Source organism: Streptomyces millisiae, assembly GCF_031845425.1.
In the GTDB taxonomy this organism is placed as follows: domain Bacteria; phylum Actinomycetota; class Actinomycetes; order Streptomycetales; family Streptomycetaceae; genus Streptomyces; species Streptomyces millisiae.
In genome coordinates, this window is sequence record NZ_JAVREM010000013.1 from 13,040 (window position 1) to 27,606 (window position 14,567).

The window sequence follows — 14,567 nt, forward strand, 5'->3', positions numbered from 1 at the left end:
GGGGGTGGAGGCCGTGCGGGTGCGCTTACCATCGGCCGGGTGGTGATGAGGCGAGCGACGGAGTGGCCCTGGTGGGTCGAGGCCATGGTGGTGGCCGTCGTCGCCACGGTCTCGGTGTCGGACGCCAGCGTGGCGGCCGGCGGCGGCCGGGCGGCGATCCCGTCGATGACCGTGTCGTTCGCCGCCTCCGTCGCGCTGCCGCTGCGGCACCGCTGGCCGCTGCCGGTCGCCGCGGTGGCGGTGGTCGCGGCCGGCGGCTGGGGCACGATGCTGCCGCTGCTGCTCGTCACGTTCCACCTGACCTCGCACGGCCGGATCCGGCTCGCGCTCTCCGCGGGCGGCGTGGCGCTCGGCCTCAACGCGCTGGTGCAGCCCTCGCTCAGCCTGTGGACGCCGCGCACCTACGGTCCGTGCGCGCTGTTCGTCGTGGCGCTGGCGCTCGGCCTCTGGGCCGGCAGCAGCCGGCGGCTCGCGGACGCCCTGGCCGGCCAGGTCGAACACCTGCACAGGGAGCGCGAGTTGCGGGAGAGCGCGGCCCGGATATCCGAGCGGACGGCGATCGCCGCCGAGATGCACGACGTGCTGGCGCACCGGCTGAGTCTGATCGCCCTGCACAGCGGGGTGCTGGCCACCCGCGCCGAGCAGCTGCCGGGGCCGGTGGCCGACCGGGTCAGGCTGCTGCGCACCGCGTCGACCGACGCGCTCGCCGACCTGCGGGACGTGCTGGGCGCGCTGCGCACCAGGGACGAGGAGCGCGACCGGTCGCTGGCGCCGCCGCTGCGCGAGGTGGACGAGCTGATCAGCGAGGCGCGCGAGGCCGGGCAGGAGATCGAGGCACGCATCGACGGGCGGGCCGACGAGGCGCCGGCCGCGCACCGGCTGGCCGTCTACCGGCTGGTGCAGGAGGCGGTGACCAACGCCAGGAAGCACGCGCCGCGCGCCGCAGTCCGGGTGCTGGTGCGGTACGGCGCGGCGGCCACCCGCGCCGAGGTCACCAACGCGGCCCCGGCCGGCGGCGCCGCCGCGGCGGCCGTGCCGTCGGGGTACGGCCTGGTGGGTCTGCGGGAGCGGGTGCGGGCGCTGGGCGGCGCGCTGGACGCGGGCCCGGTGGGCGGCGGCGCCTGGCGGGTCGCGGCCGACATCCCGGTGCAGCCGCCGGCGACGGCCGAGGAACACCCGTCGCTCGACCGCGGGTTGGCCCCGGCGCGGGCCGCCGAGACCGGCCACGGGCCGAACGGGGGGCGCCCGTGATCCGCACCATGATCGTCGACGACGACGCCCTCGTCCGCCTCGGCCTGGCCGACCTGCTGGAGGCCGACCCGGGCGTGACGCTGGTGGCGCAGGCGGCGGACGGGCTCCAGGCCGTGGAGCAGGCCACGGCGCACCGCGTCGACGTGGCGCTGGTGGACGTGCGCATGCCGCGCATGGACGGCATCACGGCGACGGCCCGGCTGCGCGCGCTCCCGCACCCGCCGCGCGTCATCACGCTGACGACGTTCGACCTGGACGAGTACGTGTACAACGCGCTGGCCGCCGGCGCCGACGGCTTCCTGCTGAAGGACAGCGACCCGGCGGACATCCTGCGGGCCGTGCACCTGGTGGCGGCCGGCTCCGCGATGCTGCACCCGACGGCGGCGCGGCGGCTGATCGACCGCTACCACCACACGGCGCGCCCGCAGGCGACGGCGGCCCAGGCGCGGATCGAGCGGCTGACGCCGCGCGAGCGCGAGGTGCTCTCGCTGCTGGCGGACGGCGCGACCAACGCGGACATCGCGTCCCGCCTCGGGATGCGGGAGAGCACGGTCAAGGCCCACGTGAGCCGGATCCTGATCGGCCTCGGCGTCAGCAACCGGGTGCAGGCGGCGCTGCTCGCCAGGGACGCCGGCCTTCACGCGGACGGAGCATGAGGTGCCAACCACAGACGGCCACGGCAGTGACGGCGGCCAGCAGCGGAGCGGCGGCCAGCGGTAGCACGCCGACCGCGAGGGAGCCGAGGCCGAAGGCGGTGCCCTGCACCACGAAACCGATGGCGAACCCCTCGGCGCGGCGGCCCGGCGGCAGCAGTTCCTGGAGGCGGACCGAGGCCACCGTGATCAGCGGGCCCGTGACGGCGCCGATCGCCGTGACCGCCAGCAGCAGGGCGGCCCAGCCGAGCGGGCGAACCAGCAGCAGCGAGCCCGCGGCGAAGCAGGCCAGGAACGCGGCGGCCGTGGCGGTGGTCGGGCGACCGCGCCAGGCGAACAGCGCGCCGCCCACCACGCTGGCCGCGGACAGCACCGTGAACAGCACGGCCGCGCCGGTGGCGCCGGCGCCCACGCGCTGCGCGTAGCCGAGCGGGGCCACCTCGACGGCAGACAGCACGTGGCCGATGGCGAACTGGCTGGCGTACCAGCGGGCGGCGGCGCGCAGCGGCAGCGGCTCACGAGCGGCCGCCCCGGCCCCGGGGGCGGCCACGGCCGCCGGGGCGCGGCGCGGCAGGGCGGCCAGCAGCGCGGCGCAGCAGGCGGAGGCGGCGGCCATCGCGAGCACCGGGGCGCGTTCGTCGAGCGCGGCCAGGCCGGCGACCAGCAGCGACGCCGCGATCAGCGTGGTGTCCACCATCATCTCGTCGACGGCGACCGCCCTGGGCAGGGTGGCGTCGTCGACGGTCCCGGCGAGGAGGGAGCGCAGCCCGCCGGACAGGCCGCCGGCGAGCACGCCCGGCGGCATGACCAGCGCCAGCAGCGCCGCGGGCGGGGCGCCGGCGGCCGCGGCGCCGGCCAGGCAGGCCAGGCCGAGCGCGGCGCCACCGGCCAGCGCGACCACGCCGCGGCCGGCCCCGACCCGGTCGAGCAGCCGCCCGGCGGGGACCGCGCCCAGGGTCTGCGCCACCACGAACACGGACATCATCACGGCGCCGAGCCGGTAGGAGCCGGTGGTGGCCAGGGTGAGGGTGGTGAACGCGAGCGGCGCCATGGCCTGCGGCAGCCGGCCGCACTGCGCGCCGGCGGACCAGTGCCAGTAGGCGCGGTTGCGCAGCAGGGCGCTCATGGGGGGCGCGGTGGTGGTCATGCGCGTACGGTCCGCCGGCCGGCGGGCGGCGCGATAATGATTCGGTCCTGCCCGAATCCGACCGCGAAGGGGGGCGGCCCAGGTGATCGAGCTGGTGTTGACGCCGGCCGCCGCGCGGCGGGTCCGCTTCGCCGTCTCCCCGCTCGACGAGGTGATGTCGGCGGTCCAGGTGGCGCTCGGGGTGCGCCGGCACCCGGTCTACGAGGGCTGGTTGGCGCGCGCCGCGGCCGTCGCCCGGGAGCTGCCCATCGCCGAGCTGGGCCGGGCGCTGAGCGGGGCGACATACGTCACCGACTTCCTCGGCCCGCCGCCCGAGGGGCCCGAGACCACGGTGGAGGCGCAGCTGGCGGCGATCCGCGCGACGCCGCCGGAGCAGGTGGCCGCCGAGTTGGCCATGGTCGACGCCGACCTGGGCGGGCTGCCGGCGGACCCGGTGGTCGCGCGCGACCTGCTCGCGGACCAGATGGAGCTGGCCTGGACGCGTCTGGTGGCCCCGCACTGGGAGCGGATCCGGGAGGTGCTGGCCGCCGACATCGAGTTCCGCTCGCGCGAGCTGGCCAGGGGCGGCCTGGCCGCGGCCGTCGCCGCCCTGCACGAGCGGGTGCGGCTGGCCGGTGACGCGCTGGTGGTCGGGAAACCGACCCGGATGCGGGCCGACCTCGACGAGCGCGGCCTGCTGCTGGTGCCGAGCACCTTCTCCTGGCCCCGGATCGGGGCGATCGTGGCGCCGCCCTGGCAACCGGCGCTCGTCTACCCGGCGCGCGGCGTCGGTGGTCTGTGGCCCAGGTCCCGCGCGGCCGAGCCGGCCGCCGAGCACCGCCTCGCGGCCGTCGTGGGGCGCGCCAAGGCACGGCTGCTGCTGGCGCTTGCCGAGCCGGCGTCCACCACGACGCTGGCCCGCCGCCTCGGCCTCGCCCCCGGCACGGTCTCGGAACACCTGACCGCGCTGCGCGAGCTGGGCCTGCTGACGGCGCGCCGCGCGGGACGCGTGGTGCTGTACCGCCGGACGCCGCTGGGCGACGCCCTCGCCGAAGCGCCACGCTGCGCGAACCCGGCCCACTGACGGCGCGCCGCCCGGGACCCGCGGCGCCGGTGTCGGACGCGGCGGACACGTGAGCGGGGCCCGGCCGTACCCCCCGGTCGACCGGACCCCGTCACTCCCCCGATTCCCCCGCTGTTTCCCCCGTTCCCCCCTCTTTTCCCCCGATTCCCCCGTACCTTCCCGCCCGGGCTCCCCTCCCGGGCGGGCGATCAGGCGACCAGCTCGCCGAAGGACTCGTCCTGGTCCTGGCCGCGGCTGAGCGCCTGGTCGTCACGCAACCGGCGCAGGGTGCGCCAGATGCTGCTCTTCACGGTGCCGACGCTGATGTTCAGCGTGTCGGCGATCTCCGGGTCGGTGCGACCCTCGTAGTAGCGGAGCACCAGCATGGTGCGCTGCTGCTCGGGCAGTCGTGCCAGCGCCTGCCAGAGCACGGTGCGCAGCTCGGTGCCGCGCATCGTGTCCTGCTCCCCGGGCGCCTCGGGCAGTTCCTCGGTCGGGTACTCGTTGAGCTTCCGCCGCCGCCAGGCACTGATGTGCAGATTCGTCATGGTTCGCCGCAGATATCCCCCGACGGCCGCCTTGTCGCTGATCCGGTCCCAGGCGCGGTACGTGGACAGCAGCGCGCTCTGCAACAGGTCCTCGGCCTCGTGCCGGTCGCCGGTCAGGTGGTAGGCGGTCGCGTACAGGGAGGCGCGGCGCTCGCGCACGTAGGCGGTGAACTCCGCCTCCGTGGCCCCCTCGCGCCGTCCTGCCCTGCCGCGTCCCCCCCTGTCGTCATCGGCCACCGCGGTGAGGTGCGCCGGCCGCTGACAACCGGTTCCGCGACGGCCCCCCAGCCTGCTCGCGACACCGGACCTCTCCCCACAGCGGACGGGAACCACAGCGGCGGAAGTGCGCGTCCCACTCATCGCCGTGTCGGTGATGCGTTGCGTTGCGCTCATCTCCGCTCCCCCTCGTCTGTCCGTCCTGCTCTCTTGCGATGGGCAAAACAATGCCGGGCCAGTTTCATCAGGGGGTCCCCCAACTGTCACAGCGCTGTCACAGGGACGCGCATAGGACAAGCCGCCGAGCGGGTAATAGGAGGCGGTCATAGCGGGCAGTCGAACTCCGGCTGGTCCATACGACACAATGAGCCGGTGGCTTTCCTGTTGCTGATCGAGGACGACGAGGCGGTCCGCACGGCCCTGGAGATGAGCTTGACTCGTCAGGGACACCGTGTGGTGACCGCCGCGACGGGTGAGGACGGCCTGAAGCTCCTGCGCGAACAGCGGCCGGATCTCATCGTGTTGGACGTGAACCTGCCGGGTATCGACGGCTTCGAGGTGTGCCGGCGGATCCGCCGCACCGACCAGCTGCCGATCATCCTGCTGACGGCGCGCAGCGACGACATCGACGTCGTTGTCGGCCTGGAGTCCGGGGCCGACGACTACGTGGTCAAGCCCGTCCAGGGCCGCGTCCTCGACGCCCGGATCCGCGCCGTGATGCGGCGCGGGGAGCGGGAGGCCAACGACTCGGCGACCTTCGGCACCATCGTCATCGACCGGGCCGCCATGACCGTCACCAAGAACGGCGAGGACCTCCAGCTCACCCCGACCGAGCTGCGGCTGCTGCTGGAGCTCAGCCGCCGCCCCGGGCAGGCGCTCTCCCGGCAGCAGCTGCTGCGGCTGGTCTGGGAGCACGACTACCTGGGCGACTCGCGCCTCGTCGACGCCTGCGTGCAGCGGCTGCGCGCCAAGGTGGAGGACGTCCCCTCCTCGCCCAAGCTGATCCGCACCGTGCGCGGCGTGGGTTACCGGCTGGACGCGCCTTCGTGAGGGAGCGGGTGAGCGGCTGGCTGCGCCGGATGCGGAAACTGCCCAGCCTGCGGCTGCGGCTGGTCACGGTCTTCGCCCTCGTCGCCCTCGTGGCGGCCGTCTCCGTGTCCGGCATCGCCTACTGGCTCACCCGGGACGCGGTGCTCACCCGGGCACAGAACGCGGCGCTCAACGACTTCCGCAAGTCGCTCGGCGACCACGCCGGCGCCCTGCCGGAGAACGCCACCTGCGACGACCTGCGCGGCATGGCCGCGGCCGTCGCGAACAACACCATGAACTACCAGGTGGTGCTGGTCGACGACCAGTCCGAGGGCCCGATATGCACGGTCGAGTCCGACCCCACGGTCTTCAAGCTCGACATGGTGCCGACCGCGCTGATCGAGGCCGTGCACGAGCGGCGCGACGACGACACCCCCGACGCGCCCTACCACCTCTACTGGCAGCGGGTCTCGCTCGACGGCGACCCCTACCTGATCGGCGGCACCCGGGTCCTGGAGGGCGGCCCGACCGCCTACACCCTCACCTCGCTCGCGCCCGAGCGCGACGACCTCAACTCCCTCGCCTGGTCACTCGGTTTCGCCACCGCGCTGGCCGTCATCGGCTCGGTGCTGCTGGCCCAGGCCGCCGCGACGATGGTGCTGCGCCCGGTGCAGCGGCTCAGCGACGCGGCGCAGCGGCTCGGCGAGGGCCGGCTCGACACCCGCCTCGAGGTGCGCGGCGCCGACGAGCTGGCCCACCTCACCCGCACGTTCAACAGCGCGGCCGAGTCCCTGGAGCGGCAGGTCCGCGACCTCAGCAACCGGGAGGCCGCGAGCCGCCGCTTCGTCGCCGACATGTCGCACGAGCTGCGCACCCCGATGACCGCGATCACCGCCATGACGGAGGTGCTGGAGGAGGAGGTCGACAGCCTCGACCCCATGATCGCGCCCGCCGTGCAGCTGGTGGTCAGCGAGACCAGGCGGCTCAACGACCTGGTGGAGAACCTGATGGAGGTCACCCGCTTCGACGCCCGCACCGCCCAGATGGTGCTGGACGACGTCGACATCGCGGACCAGGTGACCGCCTGCATCGACGCCCGCGCCTGGCTGGACGCCGTCGAGGTGGCGGCGGAGCGCGGCGTCATCGCCCGGCTCGACCCGCGCCGGCTCGACGTGATCCTGGCCAACCTGATCGGCAACGCCCTCAAGCACGGCGGCTCGCCGGTGCGCGTCACGGTCACCGAGGACACCAGGGACGGCCGGGACGAGGTGGTCCTTGAGGTCGCCGACCGGGGCCCCGGCATCCCGGAGGACGTGCTGCCGCACGTCTTCGACCGCTTCTACAAGGCCAGCGCCTCCCGGCCGCGCTCGGACGGCAGCGGGCTCGGCCTGTCCATCGCGCTGGAGAACGCCCACCTGCACGGCGGCGAGATCAGCGCGCGCAACGCCCCGGGCGGCGGTGCCGTCTTCACGCTGCGGCTGCCGCGCGACGCCGGCCAGCCCGGCGAGACCGAGGCCGACGCCGAGGCCGACGCCGAGTGTGTGACCGAGGCCGAGCCGGACGCGGGGGACGTGCCCCGGCAGCGCACGGCCACCGAGCCGCCGACCACCGCGCCGGCATCCGGCGGCGAGGGGAAGGAGACCAGGTGACGGGCACCGCCAGACGTCCGAACCGCGGCCGGGGAACCGGCGCCCTCAGCTCGGCCGTGGCCGCTCTCGCCCTGCTCGCCCTGGCCGCCTGCGGCATCAGGTCGACGGACGTCCCGGTCGACGCCGGTCCCGCGCCCACCCGCACCACCTGCGACGCGCCGGCCGAGGAGGGCACCGCGGAGGCGCGGACCGAGGTCTACCTGGTCTGCGGCTCCCGGGTGAACGCGGTGCAGCGCGCCATCGAGCTCCCGGCCGACCCCACCGACCGGGTCGAGGTGGCCACCGCGCTGCTCGACGAGCTGCAGAGCGACCCGGCCCGGCAGGAGCGCGCCGCCGGCTTCAGCAGCGAGGTGCCGGACGACCTGGAGGTGTCGGGCCCGGCGGCCAACGACCCGGCCGAGGCGTTGCGGCTCAACAAGCGGCCGAGCGACCTGCCGGCCGCCGCCCTGGGCCAGATCGTCTGCACCTTCGCGCACAGCGACTCGCTGGGCGACGGCAGCACCGTGATGCTCGGCGGCCCCGTCGACTCCCCACACGGCGGGCAGCCCAAGCGGTACCGGTGCAGCACCGCGATGTGGGGCACCGGCACCCCGGGCCTCGTGCCGCCGATCACCGAAGGGTAGACGCAGGTCACACCGGTGCGGCGGAACCGGGCCCCGCGAGGTCGCGTCCTGGTGTGCGTGCAGCATCATCCAGTGGGCTCCTCCGGGCCCGCCATCAGCCCTCGTGCCCGGATGACGGCTCTCGTCCTCCTCACCCTCTACCTGGCGCTGACGGCCTATCTGTCCCTGCGCCCGCTCGCGGTGCTCTGGGTGTCGCCGGCCAATGTCGAGCCGCTCGCCACCATCCGCGCCGAGCTGCGGCGCGGGCCTGAGGTGGCCCTGCCCGCGCTCGGCGCCGGCATGCTGCGTCTGGCGCCGCTCGGCGTGCTGCTGCCGCTGCTCGGCCGGCGGCTCGGCGGCCCCCGGCTCGCGTCGCTGTGCCGCACGGTCTTCGCCGGCGCGATGATCGCGCTGGCCATCGAGTTCTGCCAGTCGCTGGTGCCGAGCCGGACCGCCGACGTGGACACGGCCATCCTCAACGCGCTCGGCATCGCCGTCGCCCACCAGCTGGGCTACGGCCTGCTGCGCTCCCGGCTGCTGCGCGGCCCCGCGGCCCCGACGCCGGGCCCCGAGTCCGCCCGGGCGCGACGGCGGTCGGCGCCGCCAACCTCCTCCGCCTCGTCGGCCGCCAGGCGGGCGGCGCCCGCGCCGGCGCCCCGCCCCGGCCGCCGCCGGGCGCGCGCCGAACGTGAGCTGGCCATGGCCTCCTCCCGGGCCTGACGGGACCCACCGCACGCCGCGCGGGCCGCACCCCGCTGGGGTGCGGCCCGCGTGCGCTCGCTGTGGATCGCCGAAGTCGCCGAAGATCAGAGGAGGTTGGTGCTGCCGACCACCTGGCCGACCGGGCCGACCACGTCCTGCGCGTCCCCGAGGTCGAGGCTGTTCGGGTCGCCGAGCGGCACCCCGCCGAGCAGGCCGTCCACGGAGTCCAGGGCGCTGCCGGCGCCGGTGGTGTGGGAGAGGGTGTCGCCGGCCAGCGGCAGGACGTCGGAGCCGCCCTCGATCAGCTGACCCCCGGTCTCGACGACGTTGCCCGCGCCATCCGGGAGGATGTCGGTCGCGGTGTCGGCGGGCAGGGTGCGCACCACGTCACCGGCGGTCGACTGCAGGCCCTCCAGGTTCGCGGCGGTGGCGGCGCCGGCGGCGGACGCGGCGATGGCGGCACCGAGCGCGGCCGCGCCCAGGGTCTTCACGGTTGACTGCTTCATCAGAATTCTCGTCCTCGAGTGGGTTGCGGTGGGTTCCAGCGGCGAGGTGAAGGTAGCCACTGCGGCACCGCCCTCGCAATGAATCGAAATGCGCGCCGCTACCCGTAACCCGGCCGGCCCCACATGTCGTACCGGGCGCCGCCGAAATACACCCGACTGCGCGTCGCCGCAGGTCAGGACGGTACGCCGACCGGATGGGAGAACAGCCATTCGGAACGCAGCGCCGCATACCCAGGTTTGATGACGTCATTGATCATGGCGAGACGTTCATCGAAAGGAATGAACGCGGACTTCATCGCATTGACCGTGAACCACTGGAGATCGTCCAACGTGTAACGGAATGTCCGGACCAGATGGGTGAATTCACCGGTCATGCTGGTCGCACTCATCAGCCGGTTGTCCGTGTTGACGGTGGCCCGGAAGCGCAGCCGGCGCAGCAGCCCGATGGGGTGCTCGGCATAGGATGCGGCGGCGCCCGTCTGGAGGTTGGAGGTCGGGCAGAGTTCGAGCGGGATCCGCTTGTCGCGCACGTAGGCGGCGAGCCGCCCGAGCTTCACCGAACCGTCCTCGGCGACCTGGATGTCGTCGATGATCCGCACCCCGTGGCCGAGCCGGTCCGCGCCGCACCACTGGAGGGCCTGCCAGATCGACGGCAGCCCGAACGCCTCGCCGGCGTGGATGGTGAAGTGGTTGTTCTCACGCTTCAGGAACTCGAACGCGTCCAGGTGCCGGGTGGGCGGGAAGCCGGCCTCGGCACCGGCGATGTCGAAGCCGACGACCCCCAGGTCGCGGTAGCGGTTGGCGAGTTCGGCGATCTCCAGGGCGCGGGCCGCGTGCCGCATCGCGGTCAGCAGCGCCCCGACCCGGATCCGCCGCCCCTCGGCCGCGGCGCGCCGCTCCCCCTCCCGGAAGCCCTCGTTGACGGCCTCGACCACCTCCTCCAGGCTGAGCCCACCCTCCAGGTGCTGCTCGGGCGCGTACCTGACCTCGGCGTAGACGACGCCGTCGGCGGCCAGGTCCTCGACACACTCGGCGGCCACCCGCGCCAGCGCCTCACGGCTCTGCATCACCGCGCAGGTGTGGGTGAAGGTCTCCAGATACCGCACGAGCGACCCGGAGTCGGCGGCCTCCCGGAACCACTCCCGCAGCCGCTCCGGATCGGTCTCCGGCAACCGCTCGTACCCCTGCGCGGCGGCGAGCTCGACGATCGTCGCGGGCCGCAGCCCACCGTCGAGATGGTCGTGCAACAACACCTTGGGCGCACGCCTGATCTGCGTCTCGCTTGCCAGCGGGGCCTCACTCGGATTCGGGCTGAGCGTCGTCATGCCGGCACGATACGCCCCCACGCCTACGCGCGTAGCGACACCGGCCTGGCGGCCTACCGCCACGCGGCGCGACCCCCGCGGCGACCACAACAACCGACGGTCGGCGCGCGCCGCCGCCATCCGGCGCATCCCGCGCCGGGCCTGCGGCCCGGCCCCCGCGACGCCCCCCGGCATGCCGAAGAGCGCCCACGGCGCCCGGCCTGCCGGCCACACCACGCGACACCACGGGACACCTGCGGCGGCCACAACGGCCGCCGCCAGCCGGCGAGCCTCGCGCCGGGCCTGCGGCCCAGCACCCGCTACGACGCCACACCGGCACACCGAAGGTCCCCCGCGACGCTCAGCGGCTGGCCTCCCGGCCACACCACGCGACACCTGCGGCGGCCACAACAGCCTGGCGAACCGGCCGCGCTCCGCGGGTACCCGTCATGGCCGGTCCGGGCCGCCAGGCGCGCCTCACCTGGCCGACCGGCCACGCGCCGCAGGGGCGCGAGGACGCCCCCTCACCAGCGGTTCCGGGCCGCCAGGCCCGAGCCCAACCGGCTACGCGCCGCCAGCAGGTCCCGGCCGCCAGGCCCGAGGCAACCGGCCGGGCACCACCGGCGCCCCGCGCGCCCTCACCGGCCCTTCCGGGCCGCCAGGCCCGCCCGCACCGCAGGCGCGCGCAGGCCACGCGCCGCAGGCACGCAACGCCCGTCTCGCCAGCGGTTCCGGGCCGCCAGGCCCGGCCGCGCTCCGTGCCGCAGGCGCGCGCGGGCCCCGGGCCGCCAGGCCCGGGGCGGCTGGCCGAGCGTCGCATGGCGGTCGTCATGGCCGGTCCGGGCCGCCAGGCCCGGGCGGGCCGGCCATTGGGGCCGACGTCAGTCGGCCCCGGCGGCCGAGGAGGAAGCGTTTGAAGTCGGCGACCGGGCGGGTGTCCGGGTGGCCGGCGAGCCAGGCGACGCCGATCTGGCGGGCGGCGCGCGGCGCGGTGACGGAGAGTTCGACGACGCCCGGCCTGGCCACGGTCGGCGGCGGCAGCAGCGCGACGCCGAGGCCGGCCGCGACCAGGCCGCGCAGCGTCTCCGGCTCCTCGCCCTCGAACGCGACGCGCGGCCTGAAGCCGGCCTTCTCGCACAGCTCCTCGGTCAACCTCCGCAGCCCGTACCCGGGTTCGAGGGTGACGAACGGCTCGTCGGCCGCCTCGGCCAACCGCACCCGGCGCCGACCGGCGAGCCGGTGGCCGGCCGGGACGACGAGGTGCAGCCGCTGCTCGTCCAGGCGCCTGGTGACCAGGTCGGGCGCCTCCGGCACGGGCGAGGTGAGGCAGAGGTCGAGCTCGCCGGCCCGCATCCGCTCGATCATGTCCTCGCCGTAGCTCTGCACCAGCGCGAACCTGACCCGCGGGTGGTCCTCGCGGAACTCGCGGATCAGCTCGGGCACCGTCTCTGGACCCATGGTGTGGAGGAAGCCGAAGGCCACCTTGCCGGCCGCCGGATCGGCGTCGGTACGCACCGACTCGGCGGCCCGCTCCACCTCGCCGAGCGCGCGCTCGACGGAGCGGGCGAACGCCCGGCCCGCCGGGGTCAGGGAGACCCGGCGGCCGTGCCGGGCCAGCAGCGCCACGCCGAGGTCCTCCTCGAGGCGGGCCATGGCGCGGCTGAGCGTGGACTGCGGGACGGCGAGGCCGCGGGCGGCCTGGGTGACGTGCTCGTGGCGGGCGACGGCGACGAACTGCGCCAGCCGCGGCGTGAGCAACGCGGCCCAGGACTCAGGCGAGATGTCGGCGCGGCCGGGTGTGACCGGTGTAACGGTGATGTCTTCTTCGTTGCCGATCGATGACACGCACACCCCTCACCTTCACTGATGCACTGGTGGATCGATCTTCGCAGATCTGTGCATTGGACGCATCAGATCGGCCGATCTACTTTTGTGGCATGCCCACTGATCTAGTCGAGGCTCCCGCCACCGCGGGGGCCTCGTCCGCGCCGTCCCCGACCATCACCATGAACGACGAGCGTCCCCCCTCGCGAATCCGCATCAACCTCGCGTTGTTCGCGATCGGCCTGGCCACCTTCGCCATGCTGTTCTCCACCCAGGCCCTGCTGCCCGACATCGCGGCCGCCTTCGCGGTCGGCGCCGACGCGTCCAGTTGGACCGTCTCGGCCGCCACCATCGGCCTGGCCGTGGCGGTGCTGCCGCTGAGCGCGCTCTCCGAGCGGTTCGGCCGGCGTCGGATGATGACCGTCTCGGTCGGGGTGGCCGTGGCGCTGGCGCTGGTCATCCCGTTCGCGCCCGACCTGGGCACCCTGGTGGCGCTGCGCGCGCTGCAGGGCGCGGCGATCGCCGGCATCCCGGCCTCCGCGGTGGCCTACCTCTCCGAGGAGCTGGACTCGCGGGCCACGGTCGGCGCGGTCGGTCTGTTCATCGCGGGCAACAGCGTGGGCGGCATGGTCGGCCGGGTGCTGACCGGCTGGGTGTCCGACGGTTTCGGCTGGCGCGCCGCGCTCGCCGCGGTGGCCGTGATGGGTCTGGTCTCGGCGGTCGTCTACCGGGTGCTGCTGCCGCGCAGCCGGAACTTCCGCCCGGCGCCGCTCCGGCCCCGCGTGCTGCTCGGCGCGGTGCGGGCGCACCTGTCGCGGCCGCTGCTGCTGCGCCTGTACGCGATCGGGATGCTGCTGATGTCCGCGTTCAGCGCGGTCTACACGGTGATCGGCTTCCGCCTGGTCGAGGAGCCGTTCGGCCTCTCGGCCGGCCTCGCCGGCTCGGTCTTCGTGATCTACCTGGTCGGCACGGGCTCGGCCTCCGCCACCGGGCCGATGATCGAGCGCCTCGGCCGGCGCGGCGCGCTCTACGCGGCGATCACCACGGTCTCGGCCGGCCTGCTGCTGACCCTCTCGGACCAGCTGGCGCTGGTGCTGATCGGCATGGTGTTGATCACCGGCGGCTTCTTCTTCGGGCACGCGGTGGCCTCCGGCTCGGTGAGCCGCGCGGCGACCGAGGGCCGGGCGCAGGCGTCGGCGCTCTACCAGGTGGCCTACTACCTGGGCGCGAGCCTGGGCGGCACCACGGGCGCGGTGATCTACCACGCCGCCGACTGGTCGGGCCTGGTCGCCTTCGCGCTGACCGCGCTGCTGACCACCGCCGGCATCACCCTCTACGCCACGGGCCGGGCCCGGGCCGACCGCCGGGCCTCGGCGCGGCTCGCCTGACCGGCGGCGGCTCATCCTCCGGTCTGACGGGTTGCCACTCCCGATGCTGACGTGGCGTATCCCGAAGGCTGACGCCGGGCCCCGGTACCCCGGGAGACGCTGAGGGCCGGGTCGACTTTCCGACCCGGCCCGTCGCCGTCCTCCCGGAGGTCGTCATGCAACCCCGTTGGCTGCCCGCGCTGGCCCATGTCACGGCCCTGACCCCGCTGCCGGCGGGGTTGTGGCGTGTCGCCGGGGCGTTCGGCGTGCCGCTCGGCTTCGCGGAGGGCTCCGGGCTGCACCCGAGCGAGATATCGCCGGGCTTCGCGTGCTACCTGATCGGGCTGTCCGTCGTCTCGGAGGGCGTGGCCCTGCTGACGCTGGGCCTCGTCAGACCGTGGGGCCGGGTGGTGCCGGGCCGGGTGCCGTGGCTCGGCGGTCGGCGGATCCCGCCGCTGGCGTCGTTCCTCCCGGCGATCACCGGCGCGACGCTCCTGACGCTGCTGTCGGTGCGGGCCGTCCTCACGTGGAACGCGGCGGACATGATGGGCGGGGCCGACGCGCCGCAGGGCACCGCCTACTGGGTGATGACCGCGGTGTACACGCCGATGGCCTTCTGGGGGCCGCTGCTGGCGGTCGTGGCGGTGGTCTCCTACCGCCACCGGCCGTCGGTCAACCGCCTGCCGGCGGTCACGCCGGCCCGCTAGGACCGGCTGACCGCGCGGCG

At 74.9% G+C, this 14,567-nt stretch carries 14 protein-coding genes; 9 read left to right on the forward strand and 5 right to left on the reverse strand.

Annotation, left to right across the window (positions count from 1 at the left end; translation table 11 throughout):
- Nucleotides 1-45: 45 nt before the first annotated feature.
- Both RNC47_RS13400 and RNC47_RS13405 read left to right on the forward strand, forming a co-directional pair.
- On the forward strand, nt 46-1,251 hold the full coding sequence (locus RNC47_RS13400; RefSeq protein WP_311598592.1) for a sensor histidine kinase: 1,206 nt from the start codon (nt 46-48) through the stop codon (nt 1,249-1,251).
- Nucleotides 1,248-1,907: a response regulator transcription factor gene (locus tag RNC47_RS13405; RefSeq protein ID WP_311598594.1), complete on the forward strand. Its 660-nt coding sequence runs from the start codon at nt 1,248-1,250 to the stop codon at nt 1,905-1,907. The genes RNC47_RS13400 and RNC47_RS13405 overlap by 4 nt, the downstream gene beginning before the upstream one ends.
- Here RNC47_RS13405 and RNC47_RS13410 read toward each other — a convergent pair.
- Nucleotides 1,843-3,051, reverse strand: coding sequence for an MFS transporter (locus tag RNC47_RS13410; RefSeq protein ID WP_311598596.1), 1,209 nt, complete (start codon nt 3,049-3,051; stop codon nt 1,843-1,845). The genes RNC47_RS13405 and RNC47_RS13410 overlap by 65 nt on opposite strands.
- A gap of 82 nt (nt 3,052-3,133) precedes the next feature.
- On the opposite strand from RNC47_RS13410, the gene RNC47_RS13415 reads away from it, so the two are divergent.
- On the forward strand, nt 3,134-4,114 hold the full coding sequence (locus RNC47_RS13415) for a DUF5937 family protein (RefSeq protein ID WP_311598598.1): 981 nt from the start codon (nt 3,134-3,136) through the stop codon (nt 4,112-4,114).
- A gap of 188 nt (nt 4,115-4,302) precedes the next feature.
- Here the strand turns inward: RNC47_RS13415 and RNC47_RS13420 are convergent, their stop codons facing one another.
- Entirely contained in the window at nt 4,303-5,034 is a 732-nt protein-coding gene (locus RNC47_RS13420) for a SigE family RNA polymerase sigma factor (RefSeq protein WP_394814773.1), read from the reverse strand.
- Between the two features lie 195 nt (nt 5,035-5,229).
- Between RNC47_RS13420 and RNC47_RS13425 the strand changes: the two genes are divergently transcribed.
- The 4 genes from RNC47_RS13425 to RNC47_RS13440 all read left to right on the forward strand — a co-directional run bounded on the left by RNC47_RS13425 (nt 5,230) and on the right by RNC47_RS13440 (nt 8,857).
- A complete protein-coding gene (locus RNC47_RS13425) occupies nt 5,230-5,907 on the forward strand; it encodes a response regulator transcription factor (RefSeq protein WP_311598600.1) in 678 nt (225 codons plus the stop codon).
- A 29-nt stretch (nt 5,908-5,936) separates the two neighbouring features.
- Nucleotides 5,937-7,535, forward strand: a complete 1,599-nt coding sequence (locus tag RNC47_RS13430; protein ID WP_311598735.1) for a HAMP domain-containing sensor histidine kinase — start codon at nt 5,937-5,939, stop codon at nt 7,533-7,535.
- Nucleotides 7,532-8,158 (forward strand): hypothetical protein, encoded by a 627-nt coding sequence (locus RNC47_RS13435; protein WP_311598601.1) that lies wholly within the window; start codon nt 7,532-7,534, stop codon nt 8,156-8,158. Before RNC47_RS13430 ends, RNC47_RS13435 begins: the two co-directional genes overlap by 4 nt.
- A 111-nt stretch (nt 8,159-8,269) precedes the next feature.
- Nucleotides 8,270-8,857, forward strand: a complete 588-nt coding sequence (locus tag RNC47_RS13440; RefSeq protein ID WP_311598602.1) for a VanZ family protein — start codon at nt 8,270-8,272, stop codon at nt 8,855-8,857.
- A gap of 86 nt (nt 8,858-8,943) precedes the next feature.
- Here RNC47_RS13440 and RNC47_RS13445 read toward each other — a convergent pair whose 3' ends face one another.
- The 3 genes from RNC47_RS13445 to RNC47_RS13455 form a co-directional block, all read right to left on the reverse strand.
- Nucleotides 8,944-9,345, reverse strand: a complete 402-nt coding sequence (locus tag RNC47_RS13445; RefSeq protein WP_311598604.1) for an ATP-binding protein — start codon at nt 9,343-9,345, stop codon at nt 8,944-8,946.
- Nucleotides 9,346-9,518: 173 nt separating this feature from the next.
- Nucleotides 9,519-10,670, reverse strand: coding sequence for an adenosine deaminase (locus tag RNC47_RS13450; RefSeq protein WP_311598606.1), 1,152 nt, complete (start codon nt 10,668-10,670; stop codon nt 9,519-9,521).
- Between the two features lie 807 nt (nt 10,671-11,477).
- Nucleotides 11,478-12,494 (reverse strand): LysR family transcriptional regulator, encoded by a 1,017-nt coding sequence (locus RNC47_RS13455; RefSeq protein WP_394814774.1) that lies wholly within the window; start codon nt 12,492-12,494, stop codon nt 11,478-11,480.
- Between the two features lie 92 nt (nt 12,495-12,586).
- Here RNC47_RS13455 and RNC47_RS13460 point away from each other — a divergent pair, with 92 nt between their 5' ends.
- Nucleotides 12,587-13,861: an MFS transporter gene (locus tag RNC47_RS13460; protein WP_394814775.1), complete on the forward strand. Its 1,275-nt coding sequence runs from the start codon at nt 12,587-12,589 to the stop codon at nt 13,859-13,861.
- Between the two features lie 155 nt (nt 13,862-14,016).
- Nucleotides 14,017-14,547 carry a hypothetical protein gene (locus tag RNC47_RS13465; RefSeq protein ID WP_311598607.1) on the forward strand — a complete coding sequence of 177 codons (531 nt, stop codon included), beginning with the start codon at nt 14,017-14,019 and terminating at the stop codon, nt 14,545-14,547.
- The last annotated feature ends 20 nt before the right edge of the window (nt 14,548-14,567 follow it).

What these genes read in the sequence shown, in the direction of transcription:
- RNC47_RS13460 (WP_394814775.1), top strand. Translation starts at nt 12,587, where the DNA reads ATGCCCACTGATCTAGTCGAGGCTCCCGCCACCGCGGGGGCCTCGTCC.
- RNC47_RS13445 (WP_311598604.1), bottom strand. Translation starts at nt 9,345, where the DNA reads ATGAAGCAGTCAACCGTGAAGACCCTGGGCGCGGCCGCGCTCGGTGCC.
- RNC47_RS13450 (WP_311598606.1), bottom strand. Translation starts at nt 10,670, where the DNA reads ATGACGACGCTCAGCCCGAATCCGAGTGAGGCCCCGCTGGCAAGCGAG.
- RNC47_RS13420 (WP_394814773.1), bottom strand. Translation starts at nt 5,034, where the DNA reads ATGAGCGCAACGCAACGCATCACCGACACGGCGATGAGTGGGACGCGC.
- RNC47_RS13400 (WP_311598592.1), top strand. Translation starts at nt 46, where the DNA reads ATGAGGCGAGCGACGGAGTGGCCCTGGTGGGTCGAGGCCATGGTGGTG.
- RNC47_RS13430 (WP_311598735.1), top strand. Translation starts at nt 5,937, where the DNA reads ATGCGGAAACTGCCCAGCCTGCGGCTGCGGCTGGTCACGGTCTTCGCC.
- RNC47_RS13465 (WP_311598607.1), top strand. Translation starts at nt 14,017, where the DNA reads ATGCAACCCCGTTGGCTGCCCGCGCTGGCCCATGTCACGGCCCTGACC.
- RNC47_RS13440 (WP_311598602.1), top strand. Translation starts at nt 8,270, where the DNA reads ATGACGGCTCTCGTCCTCCTCACCCTCTACCTGGCGCTGACGGCCTAT.
- RNC47_RS13410 (WP_311598596.1), bottom strand. Translation starts at nt 3,051, where the DNA reads ATGACCACCACCGCGCCCCCCATGAGCGCCCTGCTGCGCAACCGCGCC.